At 36.7% G+C, this 14,317-nt stretch carries 14 protein-coding genes; 10 read left to right on the top strand and 4 right to left on the bottom strand.

The annotated features are described in order from the left end of the window. Window positions 1–9 precede the first annotated feature (9 nt). The 4 genes from ACYT32_RS06640 to ACYT32_RS06625 all read right to left on the bottom strand — a co-directional run bounded on the left by ACYT32_RS06640 (window position 10) and on the right by ACYT32_RS06625 (window position 2,420). Window positions 10–762, bottom strand: a complete 753-nt coding sequence (locus ACYT32_RS06640; RefSeq protein ID WP_395265393.1) for a hypothetical protein — start codon at window positions 760–762, stop codon at window positions 10–12. Further along, window positions 755–1,495, bottom strand: a complete 741-nt coding sequence (locus ACYT32_RS06635; RefSeq protein ID WP_395265394.1) for an ATP-binding cassette domain-containing protein — start codon at window positions 1,493–1,495, stop codon at window positions 755–757. The genes ACYT32_RS06640 and ACYT32_RS06635 overlap by 8 nt, the downstream gene beginning before the upstream one ends. Next, window positions 1,488–1,862 (bottom strand): GntR family transcriptional regulator, encoded by a 375-nt coding sequence (locus tag ACYT32_RS06630; RefSeq protein WP_461793380.1) that lies wholly within the window; start codon window positions 1,860–1,862, stop codon window positions 1,488–1,490. Before ACYT32_RS06630 ends, ACYT32_RS06635 begins: the two co-directional genes overlap by 8 nt. A 207-nt stretch (window positions 1,863–2,069) precedes the next feature. Next, entirely contained in the window at window positions 2,070–2,420 is a 351-nt protein-coding gene (locus ACYT32_RS06625) for a hypothetical protein (protein ID WP_395265397.1), read from the bottom strand. 134 nt (window positions 2,421–2,554) lie between these two features. Between ACYT32_RS06625 and ACYT32_RS06620 the strand changes: the two genes are divergently transcribed. The 10 genes from ACYT32_RS06620 (at window position 2,555) to ACYT32_RS06575 (ending at window position 14,294) form a co-directional block, all read left to right on the top strand. Continuing rightward, complete coding sequence (locus ACYT32_RS06620) at window positions 2,555–2,761, top strand: hypothetical protein (protein ID WP_395265398.1); 207 nt, start codon at window positions 2,555–2,557, stop codon at window positions 2,759–2,761. Between the two features lie 317 nt (window positions 2,762–3,078). Further along, window positions 3,079–4,374 carry a GTPase HflX gene (gene hflX, locus ACYT32_RS06615; protein WP_395265399.1) on the top strand — a complete coding sequence of 432 codons (1,296 nt, stop codon included), beginning with the start codon at window positions 3,079–3,081 and terminating at the stop codon, window positions 4,372–4,374. 225 nt (window positions 4,375–4,599) lie between these two features. Then, window positions 4,600–6,237, top strand: a complete 1,638-nt coding sequence (locus ACYT32_RS06610) for a peptide ABC transporter substrate-binding protein (protein ID WP_395265400.1) — start codon at window positions 4,600–4,602, stop codon at window positions 6,235–6,237. A 23-nt stretch (window positions 6,238–6,260) separates the two neighbouring features. Further along, window positions 6,261–7,193, top strand: a complete 933-nt coding sequence (gene opp3b / locus ACYT32_RS06605) for an oligopeptide ABC transporter permease (protein WP_395265401.1) — start codon at window positions 6,261–6,263, stop codon at window positions 7,191–7,193. Next, the gene (locus tag ACYT32_RS06600; RefSeq protein WP_395265402.1) at window positions 7,193–8,218 is read left to right on the top strand and encodes an ABC transporter permease; all 1,026 of its coding nucleotides are present in this window, start codon (window positions 7,193–7,195) and stop codon (window positions 8,216–8,218) included. The genes opp3b and ACYT32_RS06600 overlap by 1 nt, the downstream gene beginning before the upstream one ends. A gap of 16 nt (window positions 8,219–8,234) precedes the next feature. After that, complete coding sequence (locus ACYT32_RS06595) at window positions 8,235–9,287, top strand: ABC transporter ATP-binding protein (protein ID WP_395265403.1); 1,053 nt, start codon at window positions 8,235–8,237, stop codon at window positions 9,285–9,287. Continuing rightward, a complete protein-coding gene (locus tag ACYT32_RS06590; RefSeq protein WP_395265404.1) occupies window positions 9,280–10,206 on the top strand; it encodes an ABC transporter ATP-binding protein in 927 nt (308 codons plus the stop codon). Before ACYT32_RS06595 ends, ACYT32_RS06590 begins: the two co-directional genes overlap by 8 nt. Before the next feature lie 900 nt (window positions 10,207–11,106). After that, complete coding sequence (locus tag ACYT32_RS06585) at window positions 11,107–11,619, top strand: YagU family protein (protein ID WP_395265433.1); 513 nt, start codon at window positions 11,107–11,109, stop codon at window positions 11,617–11,619. 9 nt (window positions 11,620–11,628) lie between these two features. Continuing rightward, entirely contained in the window at window positions 11,629–12,954 is a 1,326-nt protein-coding gene (locus tag ACYT32_RS06580; protein ID WP_395265405.1) for an MFS transporter, read from the top strand. 2 nt (window positions 12,955–12,956) lie between these two features. Beyond that, on the top strand, window positions 12,957–14,294 hold the full coding sequence (locus tag ACYT32_RS06575; protein WP_395265406.1) for a replication-associated recombination protein A: 1,338 nt from the start codon (window positions 12,957–12,959) through the stop codon (window positions 14,292–14,294). Window positions 14,295–14,317 lie beyond the last annotated feature (23 nt).

Raw genomic sequence — 14,317 nt, 5'->3', positions numbered from 1 at the left:
ACTCCTCTCTTAAATAGTTGTTTCAGATTTTTTATTTAATAAATAAAGATTGATGGCACTGAAAATGACGATCCAGATTACCATCATGCCCATACCGGAATACATCACGTGACTGACCGCCGCGAAGCTGCTGTTCATATCATTGATCCCCATAAGGCGAAGCACATTTCCGGTAATGAAATTGAACGGTATCATAAACGCCCACACGATAACGATTGCCACGATAACTTTACTGATGGTTTGACTTCTGAACGGCAAGAAATCATTGACCCAATTGATTAATAAATGTAACGCCGTTACGCCAGTCCAAACGACAATAATGCCGAGAATAAAAGCTATCAATACTTCGAATTTGAAGAAATACTGTTGAATTGAATTAAAGTCATTGATCATCATTTGGTCGTAGTGATTAGGAAAAATCCAATAAGCCATTAAGTAAATAACGATCTCACCAAGTGTGAAATATAATAACGACACAAAAGCTGTCAATAAGCTACTACCATAAAGGACGCCATCGCTAACGGGAATCAAGCGGTATTTATCATTAGTAATTATTTTTTCATTCATTACTGCCGTTATAGCAACCATCACCACAGTAAACATTACAATATTTCCGGTAAAACTAGTCGTTCCCATCCTTGTAGAAAAGTGTGACCACAATTGAGTAGCTACTAGAATCAAGATTTGAATCCCGAAAAGCTTCGTCACAAAAGTGAATCTATCTTTGAATAATCCTTTACTGATTCGGCCTAAACTACTCATCGTGAAGACTCCCTTCGTAAACTTTTTCGTAGTAATCTTCGATTCCTAAATGATACTTAGTTTGAATATCCTCAACCAAACTGACTTCATAGATCGTTTGGTCTTTGATAATAACTACTTCATCCAGCAAACTAGCAATTTCATTCACGTAATGTGAACTGATAATAATCGTTGAATCGTCAGGTTTCCATTGAATAATACTTTTGATGATCTTCTTCCGAGTCATAATATCGATTCCATTCAAAGGTTCATCCAATAGATATAACGGTACTTGTCGAGCCAAAGTCAAAGCAATGACTAATTTTTCACGACTACCAGTCGACATCCTAGCGACCTTAGTATCACTATCGATTCCCAAATACTTAGCCATCGCTTGATACTTCTCTAAAAAGAAATCTGGGTAGACATCCAAATAAAACTTCACGATGTTTTTAACTTTGATGCTATTCTCACTATTTAAAGCTCCTCTAGATTTAGTGAAACTGTCTAAAGAATAAGTCATGCTGACACAGGACTTGATAGCGGCTTTACTCTCGATTCCTGAAACCACGATTTTACCCGCCGTCTTTGCGTTTACTCCAGCTATCAAACGCATAAGTGTTGTTTTACCCGCTCCATTAGCCCCAAGTAAACCAACGATTTTTCCGTTATCCAAGTTAAGATTTACATTATTCAAAATTAACTTATTATTCTTTTTGTATTTCAATTCGCTAATTTCTAGAATCTTACTCATGACCATCCTCCCGTTGTTTTACATAGTTACTGAAACTATTCATGATTTCTTTATCATTCATATTTAATGAATGCAATTTGTCATAAGTTGCATCAAACATTTCATTTACGATATTTTCTTTCAATTTTTGCACGATTGTCACGTCCTCAGTCACGAAGTTACCCTTACCTCTTTGGGGAATGATCACTGATTCGTCAGTCATCTCCTTAAGCGATTTTTGAACGGTATTAGAATTGGCAGAAAACTGCACTGCCAACTGTCTCACTGAAGGCAGTTGGGACCCCAATTCATACTCATTGCTAATAATCTTGCGATACAAGATATCCTTGATTTGGAGGTAAATCGGTATGTTATCTATATACTCCATCATTTCACCTTCTCACTGTTCTAGTACACTAATACAGTAAAACAGATAAATAAAAAAAGCAATCAATTTTGATTGTTTTTTAAAATAAAATATAAGTCGCCACTTTCAAAAATCAGCGACAAATCTAAGGAATTTAAGAATATCATTCAAGTGGCACTTTAAATGTATCGTTATAACGCTTAAAAAAATCAAAAAAAGATGCTTCTCTTATAATTTCAGAGAAGCATCTTTTTTGCCAAGGATATCTATCAAAGAATAAGCTGTTTCAAAACTGGTCGTTCTTTGTTTTATTTGTAAGATCTGATCCCACAAGCAACCAGTATAATCATTAAAAAATAATTTGTCGGTTGCTCTAGCTTGATTGATTTTTCCAATAATCCAGTCGATCTTCTGATCGAACAATGAACCACGATATTGTTTTTCCGAGAGTTCTTGGACAGATAGCTTGATGAATTGCCCTATTTCTTGATTAATTGATGATTCATTGACTTGGTCGCTAAATGATTCATCGAATTTGATCAATATAGAAAGCAATAATTTTTGTTTAGAATATTCCATTTGTCTACTCACCCGTATATTAATATAACTGATTTTTAAAATAATAGATACGCTTGCGGGCAACATTTTTGAAATACTCCAAAGGTGTATAATAATGCGTATACATTTTAACAATTCTGGAGATTAATATAATTATGAATAAACTTTTCTACAAGACAATCAATTTCTGGTATGGCGTAGCTATGCTAGTCGTTGGTATTATATTTATCATGCATTCAACCAAATCAACTTGGATTTTGATCGATGCCATTTTTATCATCGCAGCGATTGTCTTCTTTTTACTCAGCCTTTTCCGTAAACCTAAGCCTAAAAAAGAAGAAGACCAAACACCGCTACGATAAATTCTTCCAAAAATATTTGAATCATTTTTCACCGCCTCATCTTGAGCCGTTTGATCGATCAACTCCATTAACGCTTGTGTTTTCGTTCGTTAGTTTTATTTTAAAAATATCCTGAATTGAAATTTTTAGTTCCTAAAAAATCTAAGAAATCGTTTTCTACCTATTATATGGTGTTTAATATGCTTCCATGGTATTATTTATACAGTTTATCGAAAGGATGGTATTCGTATCATGCGCTTAAAGATTAATATCATTGCATACAAATAATAAATAGGCATTTTTTATCCCCGGGGTAATGAGTGCCACCAGGAGGATATATGACAGATTCAAAATTAACTTATGAAAAAACACGTGTTATCATCGCTGGAGTTAGCCATCTACAGCCTGACTTCGAATACACGATGCAAGAATTAGCTGCTCTAGTTGAGGCTAACAATATGGAGGTGGCTGATACAGTCATCCAAAATGCCAACAGTGTCAGTGGTGCAACTTACTTTGGTTCTGGTAAGGTTACTGAAATCAAAGAAATTGCCAATGCGGACGATGTTCAAATTATCGTTTTAAATGACGAATTGACACCTTCACAAATCAGAAACTTGGAAAAAGAAACTAAATTGAGTTTCATGGATCGAACTGAATTGATCCTACAGGTCTTCTCTAATCGGGCCCAAACTAAACAAGCTAAATTACAAGTTGAAATCGCTAAATTACAATATCAGCTACCAAGAATTCACCCCTCTGGTAATCCACTGGATCAACAGTCAGCATCGGGTGGCTTAGCTAACCGTGGTGCTGGTGAATCAAAACTGGAATTGGATCGTCGAGTTATTAGAAAACGGATTACTGCATTACGTAACGAGCTTAAAACGGTCGATAAAACAATTGATGTTCAAAGTCGACGTCGGACGAACACTTCTCTACCGCTAGTTTCATTAGTCGGTTATACCAATGCTGGTAAATCAACGACAATGAACGGTATCTTGAACTTTAATAAAGAAGATTCTGACGATCGTAAAGTTTTTGAAAAAAACATGCTCTTCGCCACGCTTGATACGAGTGTTCGCAGAATCGATCTAGCCGACAACACTAGTTTCTTACTATCAGATACAGTTGGTTTCGTCAGTAAATTGCCTCACAACTTAGTCGAATCATTTAAGACTACCTTGCAAGAAGCCCAAAATGCCGACGTCTTGATTCAAGTTATCGACGTTTCTGATGAACATTGGCGTAACATGATCGAAGTTACTGAAAAGACTTTAAAGGAAGTTGGAGTTGTTGATAAGCCGATGATTTATGCTTTCAACAAAGCCGATCTAAAGCCGGGACAACAATTTCCAGTTATCGAAGGCGATAATATTTATTATTCAGCCATCGATAAAGAATCAATCGAAAAATTGGTAGATTTGATCAAGTTAAAAGTTTTCAACCACTATAAAATGACGCAACTACTAGTACCGTACAGCGACCAGAAAGTTGCCGAACAAATTCTCAAAAACTCACAAGTTGTCAAAAAAGAGTTTACGAATGAAGGTTCCTTGATCACTGCTAATTTAAGTCCTGTAGAATTAGAAAAATTTAATAATTATATTCAAACAAAATTGGAACATAATTAATTCAGTACCTATCTTTGAGGTTAAAAACCCCTAAAACCAATATCTTGGCTAAATTTAAAAATGAAACGAAAGTTGACTTTATTACGTCAGCTTTCGTTTTTTTTTTGCATTTTATTACGGAATGTATTATTATTTGTTAAACATTAGAATTTTTTTAATTAAGGGTATTCACTTTTAATATTCATTAGTGTATTCTAAGAATAATTATTTTAGGGAGGTTAACTGATGAAATTCAAGAAGAAGTATTTACTGGCATTGTTACCGCTATTTCTATTTGTTTTAGTTTTAAGTGGGTGTGGTTCCAGTACTGAAAAGGATAGTAAAGATACTTTATCTATCAGTTCCAGTGATGTTATCGCAACAATGGATTCATCAATGAACACTGATGTTATCGGTGCTCAAAATTTAACAAATACTATGGAAGGTCTTTACCGCTATGATGGTAAAAAACTAGAACCTGCTATAGCTAAAGAAGTCGTTAAGCCAACAAACAATGGTAAAACTTATACTTTCCATTTAAGACATACTAAATGGTCAAATGGTAAGCCCGTTACAGCTAATGATTTCGTTTATGCCTGGCGTAGAACTGTTGATCCTAAAACAGCTTCACAATACGCTTATATCTATACTGGTATCAAAAACGCTGACGCAATCAATGCTGGTAAGAAGCCTGTAAATACTTTGGGTATCAAAGCTTTGGATGATTACACACTTGAAGTTACTTTGGAAGATGCCATCCCTTACTTCAACACATTGATGGCTAGTTCAACATTTTATCCTCAATATAAACCAGCAGTACAAAAGGCTGGCAAGCAATATGGTTTAAAGAGTGCTGGAATGGTCTTCAATGGACCTTTCAAACTTGTTAACTGGACTGTCTCTAATAACATTTGGACTGAAGTTAAGAATAATTCTTACTGGAATGCCAAGGCTGTTAAATTAAAGAAAGTTAAGTACTATGTCGTAAAGGATGCCAATACTGGACTTAACCTTTATGATACTAATAGAATCAACCGTCTTGAAAAACTTGGTGGCGACACAGCTCGTCAAGTTTCAAACTACAAGACTTTCTCATTGGATAAGCAAACTGGTAATTTCTACCTCGAACTTAACCAAAAGAAATACAAGTTCTTCCAAAATGCCAAAATCAGACAAGCAATTTCTATGGCTATCGATCGTGAACAGTTGACTAACAACGTTCTTGGTAAAACTGGTGGTATTGAACATACTTTAGTACCTGTTGGTATGTCCTTCAACCCAACGACTAAGACCGACTTTACGAAAGAAAAGATTTTACAATCTTCAAATAAGTACACTGAATACAATCCAACCGAAGCTAAGAAGCTCTGGGAAGAAGGTATTAAAGAAACTGGTCAAAAGAATCTCAGTTTTACCATATTAGGTGATGATACTGATAATGCCAAGAAACAAAATGAGTTTATCCAAGGTCAACTTGAAAAGAACCTTCCTGGCTTAAAGATCACCCTATCAAACGTTCCATTTAAGTCACGTCTTGATAAATCTTCATCAGGTCAATTCGATATCGTTGTTACTGGTTGGAATGCTGATTATCCAGACCCTGTTACCTTCTTGGATATCTTCACAACATCTAATCCACAAAACAATGGTAAGTACTCTAACAAGGATTACGACGCTTTGATCGATAAATCAAAGACAACTGATGCTACTGATGAAGATGCCAGATGGCAAGATCTCCTACAAGCAACGAAGATCTTAACTGACGACCAAGGAGCTATTCCTTTGTATCAGTCATATCAAGCTAACTTAACAAGATCAAATATCCATAATTACCGTATTACTCCAAATGGTAGTTATAACTTAGTTACTGTTTACAAAAAATAATCATAGGTGAGGGAGATTAAATAATGACTAAATATATTCTCAAAAGAATACTTTACTTATTTTTGACCCTTTTCATAATTGCTTCGATCACATTCTTCTTAATGAAGATGCTTCCTGGTACTCCGTTCTCTAATCAGAACCGTATGTCACCAGATCAATTGAAGATCATTAAAGCACAATATGGATTGGATCAATCAGTCGGTGTTCAATACGTCCGTTATATGGTCGGTTTATTACATGGTAACTTGGGGACTTCATTCCAATTCAACAATGAACCTGTTACTGCATTAATCGGTCAAAGACTTGCTCCATCAATGCAAATTGGTGCTCAAGCTATGATCTTAGGTACTATCCTTGGTATTTTGCTTGGAGCTGTTGCAGCTATCAAGAAAAATACTTGGGCTGATACCTTAGCAACATTTATTTCAATTTTAGGACTTTCAATTCCATCTTTCGTTTTAGCTGTTTTACTACAGTTCTATCTAGCCTACAAATGGAAGATCTACCCAGTTGCTCTTTGGGATAACTTCCAATCAAGTATCCTACCAACATTGGCTCTGACCGCTTTACCATTAGGTACTGTCGCCCGGTTTATGAGAACCGAAATGGTCGATGTTATGAGTAGTGACTATATTGAATTAGCCAAATCCAAAGGTAATTCAAATTGGAAAGTTGTTTCAAAACATGCGCTTCGTAACTCATTGATCCCGGTTGTTACTATCATTGGTCCAATGGCCGTTTCTGTTATGACTGGTTCCATGGTTGTTGAGAATATCTTCTCTATCCCTGGTATCGGTGAACAATTCGTTAAGTCCATTACAACAAATGACTACCCTACAATCATGGGTCTTACAATCTTCTATTCATTCTTATTAATCATAGTTTACTTGATCGTCGATATCCTTTATGGATTGATTGATCCAAGAATTAGACTAGGAAACGGAGGTAAAGAATAATGGAACAAACTCCTCAAATTCCGAAGGAAAAATTTAGATTAGTTCATGATGAAAATAATGCTGAACAAGAAAAGATCAGCACGCCTTCATTAACTTACATGCAAGATGTTCGTCGCCGTTTATTTAAGAACAAAGTTGCGGTCGTTTGTTTGACACTACTTTCAATCATCGTTTTAATCTCTGTCTTTGCCCCTGTAATTGCTCCACATGATCCTAATGCTCAACAAGTTACTCTATCTAATCTCCCTCCTAAACTAGGTAATTTGAATATCCCTGGTTTTAACGGTTACCAAAACATGGGTGGTCATATGGTCGATGCTTATAAACAAGCCGGTGCCCCAAAAGGAACTTCCTTTATTTTAGGAACCGACTACCTTGGCCGTGACCTACTTTCAAGAATCATTTATGGTACAAGACTTTCATTGATCGTTGCCGTCTTAGCTACTTTAGTTGACCTTCTGATCGGGGTACCTTATGGTATCGTTTCTGGTTGGAAAGGCGGCAGAACTGATACATTCATGCAACGTATCGTTGAAATCGTTTCTTCAATCCCTAACTTGATCGTTGTTATTTTGATGATGATCGTTCTAAAACCAGGTCTAACATCAATTGTTATCGCGATTGCTATTACTGGTTGGGTTACCATGGCTCGTCTGGTCCGTGCGCAGACCTTCCAGTTAAAAGAACAGGAATATATTTTAGCCGCTAGAACCTTGGGTGAACCATCCATGAAGATTGCTACTAAACATTTGATTCCTAACCTATCTTCAACCATTATTATTCAAACAATGTTTACAATTCCGAATGCCATTTTCTTCGAAGCTTTCTTAAGTTTCATTGGTATTGGTATTCCAGCACCAAACGCATCATTAGGTACACTTTTATCAGATGGTCAAAAAGCCTTCAGATTCCTACCATATCAAATGTGGGCTCCGGCTATCATCTTGAGTATTATCATGATTGCCACTAACCTACTTGGTGATGGTCTACGTGATGCCTTTGACCCACAATCATCTGATCATTAACTAAGGAGAAATCGAAATGGATAAAATTCTAGAAGTAAAAGATTTACATGTCGACTTTGATACCTATAATGGTACCGTCCATGCTATCCGTGGTGTTAACTTCCATTTAAATGCCGGTGAAACCTTAGCTATTGTTGGTGAATCTGGTTCTGGTAAGTCCATCACAGTACGTTCAATCTTACAATTATTAGCTTCAAACGCCACTATCTCTAAAGGTGAAGTCCTTTATCATGGTGACGACCTCTTACAAAAGAGCGATAAGGAAATGGACAAGATCCGTGGAAACAAAATCTCCATGATCTTCCAAGATCCAATGACTTCGCTTGATCCCACAATGACTATTGGAAAACAAGTTGCTGAACCTCTATTGATTCACAACAATGTTTCCAAAAAGGATGCCCTACAAAGAGCTGAAGAAGTGCTTCGTTTAGTAGGTATTCCTAATCCTAAAGCCAGAATGAATGACTACCCTCACCAATTCTCTGGTGGACAACGTCAACGTATCGTTATCGCAATTGCTATCGTCGATTATCCAGAAATTCTGATCGCCGACGAACCAACAACTGCTTTGGACGTTACTGTTCAAGCTCAAATCATTGATCTATTAAAAGAATTGCAACAAAAAATCGGTACATCAATTATCTTTATCACCCATGATTTAGGTGTCGTAGCAGGTATTGCTGATCGGGTAGCCGTTATGTATGCCGGTCGTTTCGTTGAATACGGATCAGTCGATGATATCTTCTACAATCCGCAACATCCTTATACTTGGGGCTTGCTTGATTCAATGCCTACTTTGGACACTAACGAATCAGCTCGCTTGAACTCCATTCCTGGTACACCACCAAACTTGTTGGACCCACCAAAGGGTGATGCTTTTGCACCAAGAAATGCTTATGCTATGGAAATCGATGAAGAAGAACAACCACCTTTCTTCAAAGTTTCCAAGAATCACTACGCTGCTACTTGGCTGTTACATCCAAATGCACCGAAAGTAACGCCACCAGCAGGTATCCTCAAACGTTATGAAAAATTTACAAAGTTAGGAGGCAATGTCAATAATGGCTGATGAACGCGAAGTTATCGTATCCGTAAAAAACCTAAAACAATATTTCAACATTGGTAAACCTAACGAAGTTAAAGCTGTCGATGACGTTTCCTTCGATATCTACAAAGGTGAAACTTTTGGATTAGTTGGTGAATCTGGTTCCGGTAAAAGTACTACCGGCCGCAGTATCATTCGTCTCTACAATCCTACTGATGGTCATATCTACTTCAATGGTCAAGACATCAGTAAGATCAAGGCTCACGGTCCTAAGATGAAGGAATTCCGCCGTGAAATGCAGATGATCTTTCAAGATCCCTACGCTTCATTGAATCCAAGAATGAAAGTTAAGGATATCATTGCTGAAGGCCTTGACGTCCACGGTCTTGTCAAGAATGAAGAAGAACGTGACCAAAGAGTGCGTGAGTTACTCGACATGGTTAACTTAAACCCTGAACATATGACTCGTTACCCTTATGAATTTTCTGGTGGTCAACGTCAACGTATCGGTATTGCCAGAGCCTTAGCCGTTGATCCACAGTTTATTATTGCTGATGAACCTATCTCTGCTTTGGATGTTTCGATTCAAGCTCAAGTTGTTAACTTGATGCAAGATATTCAAAAGAAGCAAGGTTTAACTTATCTCTTTATCGCCCATGACCTTTCAATGGTTAAATACATCAGTGACCGGATCGCTGTTATGTATCGTGGTAAGATCGTTGAGTTAGCCGCTTCTGATGAAATTTACAATCATCCCTTGCATGCTTACACACAAAGCTTATTGTCAGCTATTCCCGTTCCTGATCCTGAGGTAGAAAAGAAGCGGACTAGAATTGACTTTGATCACAAGTCTCCTTTCAAGGATGACCAAAGACTTCAAGAAGTCTTACCAGGACACTTCCTCTACTGTAATGATGAAGAAGCAGCTAAATTCAAGAACTAAAATCAAAAAAATATTATTTTATCAAAAGAAAAGAGTTGGCCGTTTGGCCAACTCTTTTTGTATTTGTCTTTTTCATATTATTTTACTTCTTTCTTATTTGAGTTTGTTTGTATATCTCAGGGAGGAGATAGGTTTGAAAAATTTATAGTTTTTAAAGTTTATTTATCATTGTTTGGATAATACTTCTATAGTCAATTGAGTCACCTCTTCGTTTCTTGACTATGCTTATATAATAGCGGGTAAATATGAATATACGATTAGGAAAGTACGAAAGAAATAGTAATTAAATGTGAAGAAAAATCGATAGTTTATTTTTGCCAGCAAAAAAGCCTACTGCGGGGTAGGCTTCTTCTTAAAGATATTTATTTAGGGGGATAAATATCTAATTGTATTTAGGAAATTAACTTTATATCTTTAGGGGGGAGATATTAAAGTTTTATCTATGTGTTTATAAGGGGATTAAACTTTTAAAAAATAGAGTATTTTTATATAGGGGTTTATTTCTATTCATGTGTAAAGTGAGTTATCTAAGAAAATAATGTTATACGGGGGGCTTCAATTTCATCCGGTCACTTCTTTCAAGTAATTTCTTATATCTATTAGGGGAGGATATAATTTTTTTATTATTAAGGGGATTAATTTAATTTTTTAGGGTATTTCTATTAATTCATGTAATACAATTTGGAAATCGATTGTTCAGTCATTCGGTCACCTCTTTGTTCTTTTGTTATTTGACTATGCTTAAATAATAACGGGAAATTATGAATATACAGTTTCTAAAGTACGAATTAATTAATAACAATCTATGAAGAATCTGTGACCTCGGAGACTAATTACCTGATTAAATAATTCTTCTGGATTATACTTTAGATGAATATTTGTTAAAGAGGTGTTGTAATGATGAAATTAACTAAAGAACAAAGGGTCAACTTAAAGGCAGCTGTTATTGCTGGTACAGCCGCTGGTATCTTTTCAGGATTTGTAAAATTGGGATGGGAAAATGTTTTACCTCCTAGAACCCCAGAACGTAATGTTGTAAATCCTCCTCAAACTTTGATGGAACAAATGGGAATTCCAACAAAGATTACAAGAGGAACTTATACTTATTCAGGACATCAAATGTCTTGGGCAAGTTTTCTAATGCATTTTGGCTTCTCAACTTCTTTTGCCATAATTTATGAAGTATTATCGGAATACTCACCATTTATTCGCAAGGGTTCTGGAGCAATTTTTGGATTGGCCGTTTGGGTTGCCTTCCACATTGGAATCATGCCAATGATGAAGACCGTTCCTTCACCAAAAGATCAACCTACTGAAGAACATATTTCTGAAGCTCTCGGTCATATCGCCTGGATGTGGACTAACGATATCGTCGGCCGTGAGCTCTATCGTCGTTTGACTGCTCAAAAATAGGGGCTTTTAATGGATAGATGGAAAACCTCTCTAACTGAGCGAATCAGTTACGGACTAAGCGATGCAGCGGATAATTTAGTTTTCCAAATGATGACTACCTATCTTCTATTCTTTTATACAGATGTTTACGGATTAAGTGCCAGTGAAGTAGCAATTCTATTCGTCGTGGCTAGAACTGCTGATGTTTTTGAAAGCTTCATTATTGGTATGATGATCGATAATACCCATTCTAAATGGGGCAAAAGTAGTCCGTTCTTTCTATGGTATTCATTTCCTTACGTTATCTTCGCTGTCTTAACTTTTGTCACCCCTAACTTCCTACCACATTCTGGGAAATTAATCTGGGCCTATGTAACCTATCTTGGCCTAGGCTTCTTCTATACGTCTGTAAACCTGCCAATCACTTCGATTCTGCCAACTATGACTAACAATGAGCAAGAAACAACTCTTCTTGGTGTGATTCGTCAATTCTTTGGTAGTTCAGTACAAATTATCGTTGCCGTCTTCACTATTCCTTTAGTGAACTTCTTTGGCAAAGGCGATCAACAGAAAGGTTTCTTAGGAACAATTATTCTCTTTGGAATAATTTCATTAATTCTAATTTTGAATACATTCTTCCACGTACGTGAACGTTATACGAATAAAGAAATCAATCACCAACCATTTTCTGAAGTTGGCAAAATGTTACGTCAAAATAAACCTTGGATCGTTATTTCCATTGTTATTTTCTTGTATTGGTTAACGACCGCCATCAAGAATCAAACCACGATTTACTATTTCAAGTACATCATTCATAATGAAAACCTAGTTTCATTAGCAAATAGCTTTACTCTAACTGCTTTGATTGGAGTCGTTGCTATTTACTTTGTTTCTGCTAAATTAGGTAAAAAGAATACGATGCTACTAGGGATCGTCATGGCTTTTGTCGGACAAATAATTATCACTATAGCCACTTATACTAAAAATTTGCCAATTCTCTTCACAGGAATCTTTATCAACTGTATCGGTGGTGGCTTCATCATCGGTCTAGTTTCGATCATGATTGCAGATACGATCCGTTATGGTACCGCAATGGGTATTCAAGCTGAAGGTATTTTGGCTTCAACTGATGACTTTGGAGTTAATTTAGGTCTGGGACTCGGAGGTTTGGTCACTGCCGAATCCTTACAAATGTCAGGTTATGTAGCCGACAAGTCGCAGACTGCCACTACTATTTCCGCCATCAACTTAAATTACGCGTTAATTCCACTAGGCTTGTACGTAATTATGTTCTTAATCCTCTTAGGTTATAATGAAAAGAAGATTCAACAAGCTGTTAAAGTTAAAGAAGGTTAAATATGCAACAAGAATCTCTTTTTTCAAATCAAAATAATGACGACAATACTCCTCTAGCCAATCGGGTCCGTCCGACGACACTAGAGGATTTTGTCGGTCAACAACATCTGATTGGTGATAAAAAGGTCCTTCGTGATATCATTGACCAGGATAAAATCCCTTCACTTATTTTTTGGGGACCTCCTGGGGTTGGTAAAACTACTTTAGCGGAAATAATTGCCAACAAAACTCAAGCCAATTTTATAACTTTTAGTGCCGTTACTAGCGGTATCAATGACATCAAGAAAGTCATGAAAGAAGCGGAAATGAATCGAGAAATGGGGCAAAAAACGATTGTCTTTATCGACGAGATCCATCGGTTCAACAAAGCTCAACAAGATGCTTTTCTTCCTTTCATTGAAAAAGGTAGTATCACGCTAATTGGCGCCACCACTGAGAATCCTTCCTTTGAGATCAATGCCGCTTTATTATCCAGATGTAAGGTCTTTGTTCTCAAGTCCTTGACCACTAAAGATCTCACGCAACTTCTACAAAACACTTTAAAGAATCCTAAGGCTTTTCCCAAACTAACTGTAAATATCGACTCCGATACCTTAGAGTTGATTGCTGCTTATGCTAACGGTGATGCGCGGATAGCTTTGAACACTTTAGAAATGGCCGTGATCAACTCTAAAACGGTACAAAATACTGTGCAAGTTTCAGGAGACGACGTTAGACAATTACTCAACACTAAGTCACTCAGATACGATAAGACTGGCGAAGAGCACTACAATATTATTTCTGCCCTTCATAAATCCATGCGTAACAGCGATACAGACTCAGCTATCTATTGGACGATGCGGATGCTTGATGGCGGTGAAGATCCACTCTACATTGCCCGAAGATTAGTCCGTTTTGCCAGTGAAGATATCGGTTTAGCTGATACTAACGCTCTCAATGTCGCCATCAATACCTTCCAAGCTTGCCAATTTTTGGGAATGCCTGAATGTAACGTTCACTTAGTTGAAACTGTCATCTACCTATCCGTAGCTCCCAAATCTAATGCCGTTTATAAAGCTACCTTACGGGCTGAAAAAGACATCAAAAAGTATGGTAACTTACCCGTACCTTTACAAATTCGCAATGCGCCAACCAAATTGATGAAAAATCTCGGCTATGGTAAAGATTATCAATTGGCTCATGATTATAAAGATAAATTGACCAATATGAAAACCATCCCCGAAGAACTCAGCCAGAGTCAGTACTACTTACCTACTGACCAAGGAAAAGAAAAGTTTTTCAAACAGCGCTTAGCAGCGATTCGGCAATGGCATCAACAACACGATCAAGATCCAAATTAAAAATGGAACTAAACGGTTACTGA

It is taken from the genome of Companilactobacillus sp. FL22-3, from assembly GCF_054881455.1.
Note: the sequence above shows the minus strand (reverse complement) of the source record. Positions and strands in the feature narration are given on the sequence as shown.

Coding starts and splice junctions, on each gene's coding strand:
- ACYT32_RS06580 (WP_395265405.1), top strand. CDS start 11,629: ATGGATAGATGGAAAACCTCTCTAACTGAGCGAATCAGTTACGGACTA.
- ACYT32_RS06620 (WP_395265398.1), top strand. CDS start 2,555: ATGAATAAACTTTTCTACAAGACAATCAATTTCTGGTATGGCGTAGCT.
- ACYT32_RS06575 (WP_395265406.1), top strand. CDS start 12,957: ATGCAACAAGAATCTCTTTTTTCAAATCAAAATAATGACGACAATACT.
- ACYT32_RS06635 (WP_395265394.1), bottom strand. CDS start 1,495: ATGAGTAAGATTCTAGAAATTAGCGAATTGAAATACAAAAAGAATAAT.
- ACYT32_RS06640 (WP_395265393.1), bottom strand. CDS start 762: ATGAGTAGTTTAGGCCGAATCAGTAAAGGATTATTCAAAGATAGATTC.
- ACYT32_RS06585 (WP_395265433.1), top strand. CDS start 11,107: ATGAAATTAACTAAAGAACAAAGGGTCAACTTAAAGGCAGCTGTTATT.
- ACYT32_RS06600 (WP_395265402.1), top strand. CDS start 7,193: ATGGAACAAACTCCTCAAATTCCGAAGGAAAAATTTAGATTAGTTCAT.
- ACYT32_RS06630 (WP_461793380.1), bottom strand. CDS start 1,862: ATGGAGTATATAGATAACATACCGATTTACCTCCAAATCAAGGATATC.
- ACYT32_RS06610 (WP_395265400.1), top strand. CDS start 4,600: ATGAAATTCAAGAAGAAGTATTTACTGGCATTGTTACCGCTATTTCTA.
- ACYT32_RS06625 (WP_395265397.1), bottom strand. CDS start 2,420: ATGGAATATTCTAAACAAAAATTATTGCTTTCTATATTGATCAAATTC.
- ACYT32_RS06590 (WP_395265404.1), top strand. CDS start 9,280: ATGGCTGATGAACGCGAAGTTATCGTATCCGTAAAAAACCTAAAACAA.
- ACYT32_RS06595 (WP_395265403.1), top strand. CDS start 8,235: ATGGATAAAATTCTAGAAGTAAAAGATTTACATGTCGACTTTGATACC.
- opp3b (WP_395265401.1), top strand. CDS start 6,261: ATGACTAAATATATTCTCAAAAGAATACTTTACTTATTTTTGACCCTT.
- hflX (WP_395265399.1), top strand. CDS start 3,079: ATGACAGATTCAAAATTAACTTATGAAAAAACACGTGTTATCATCGCT.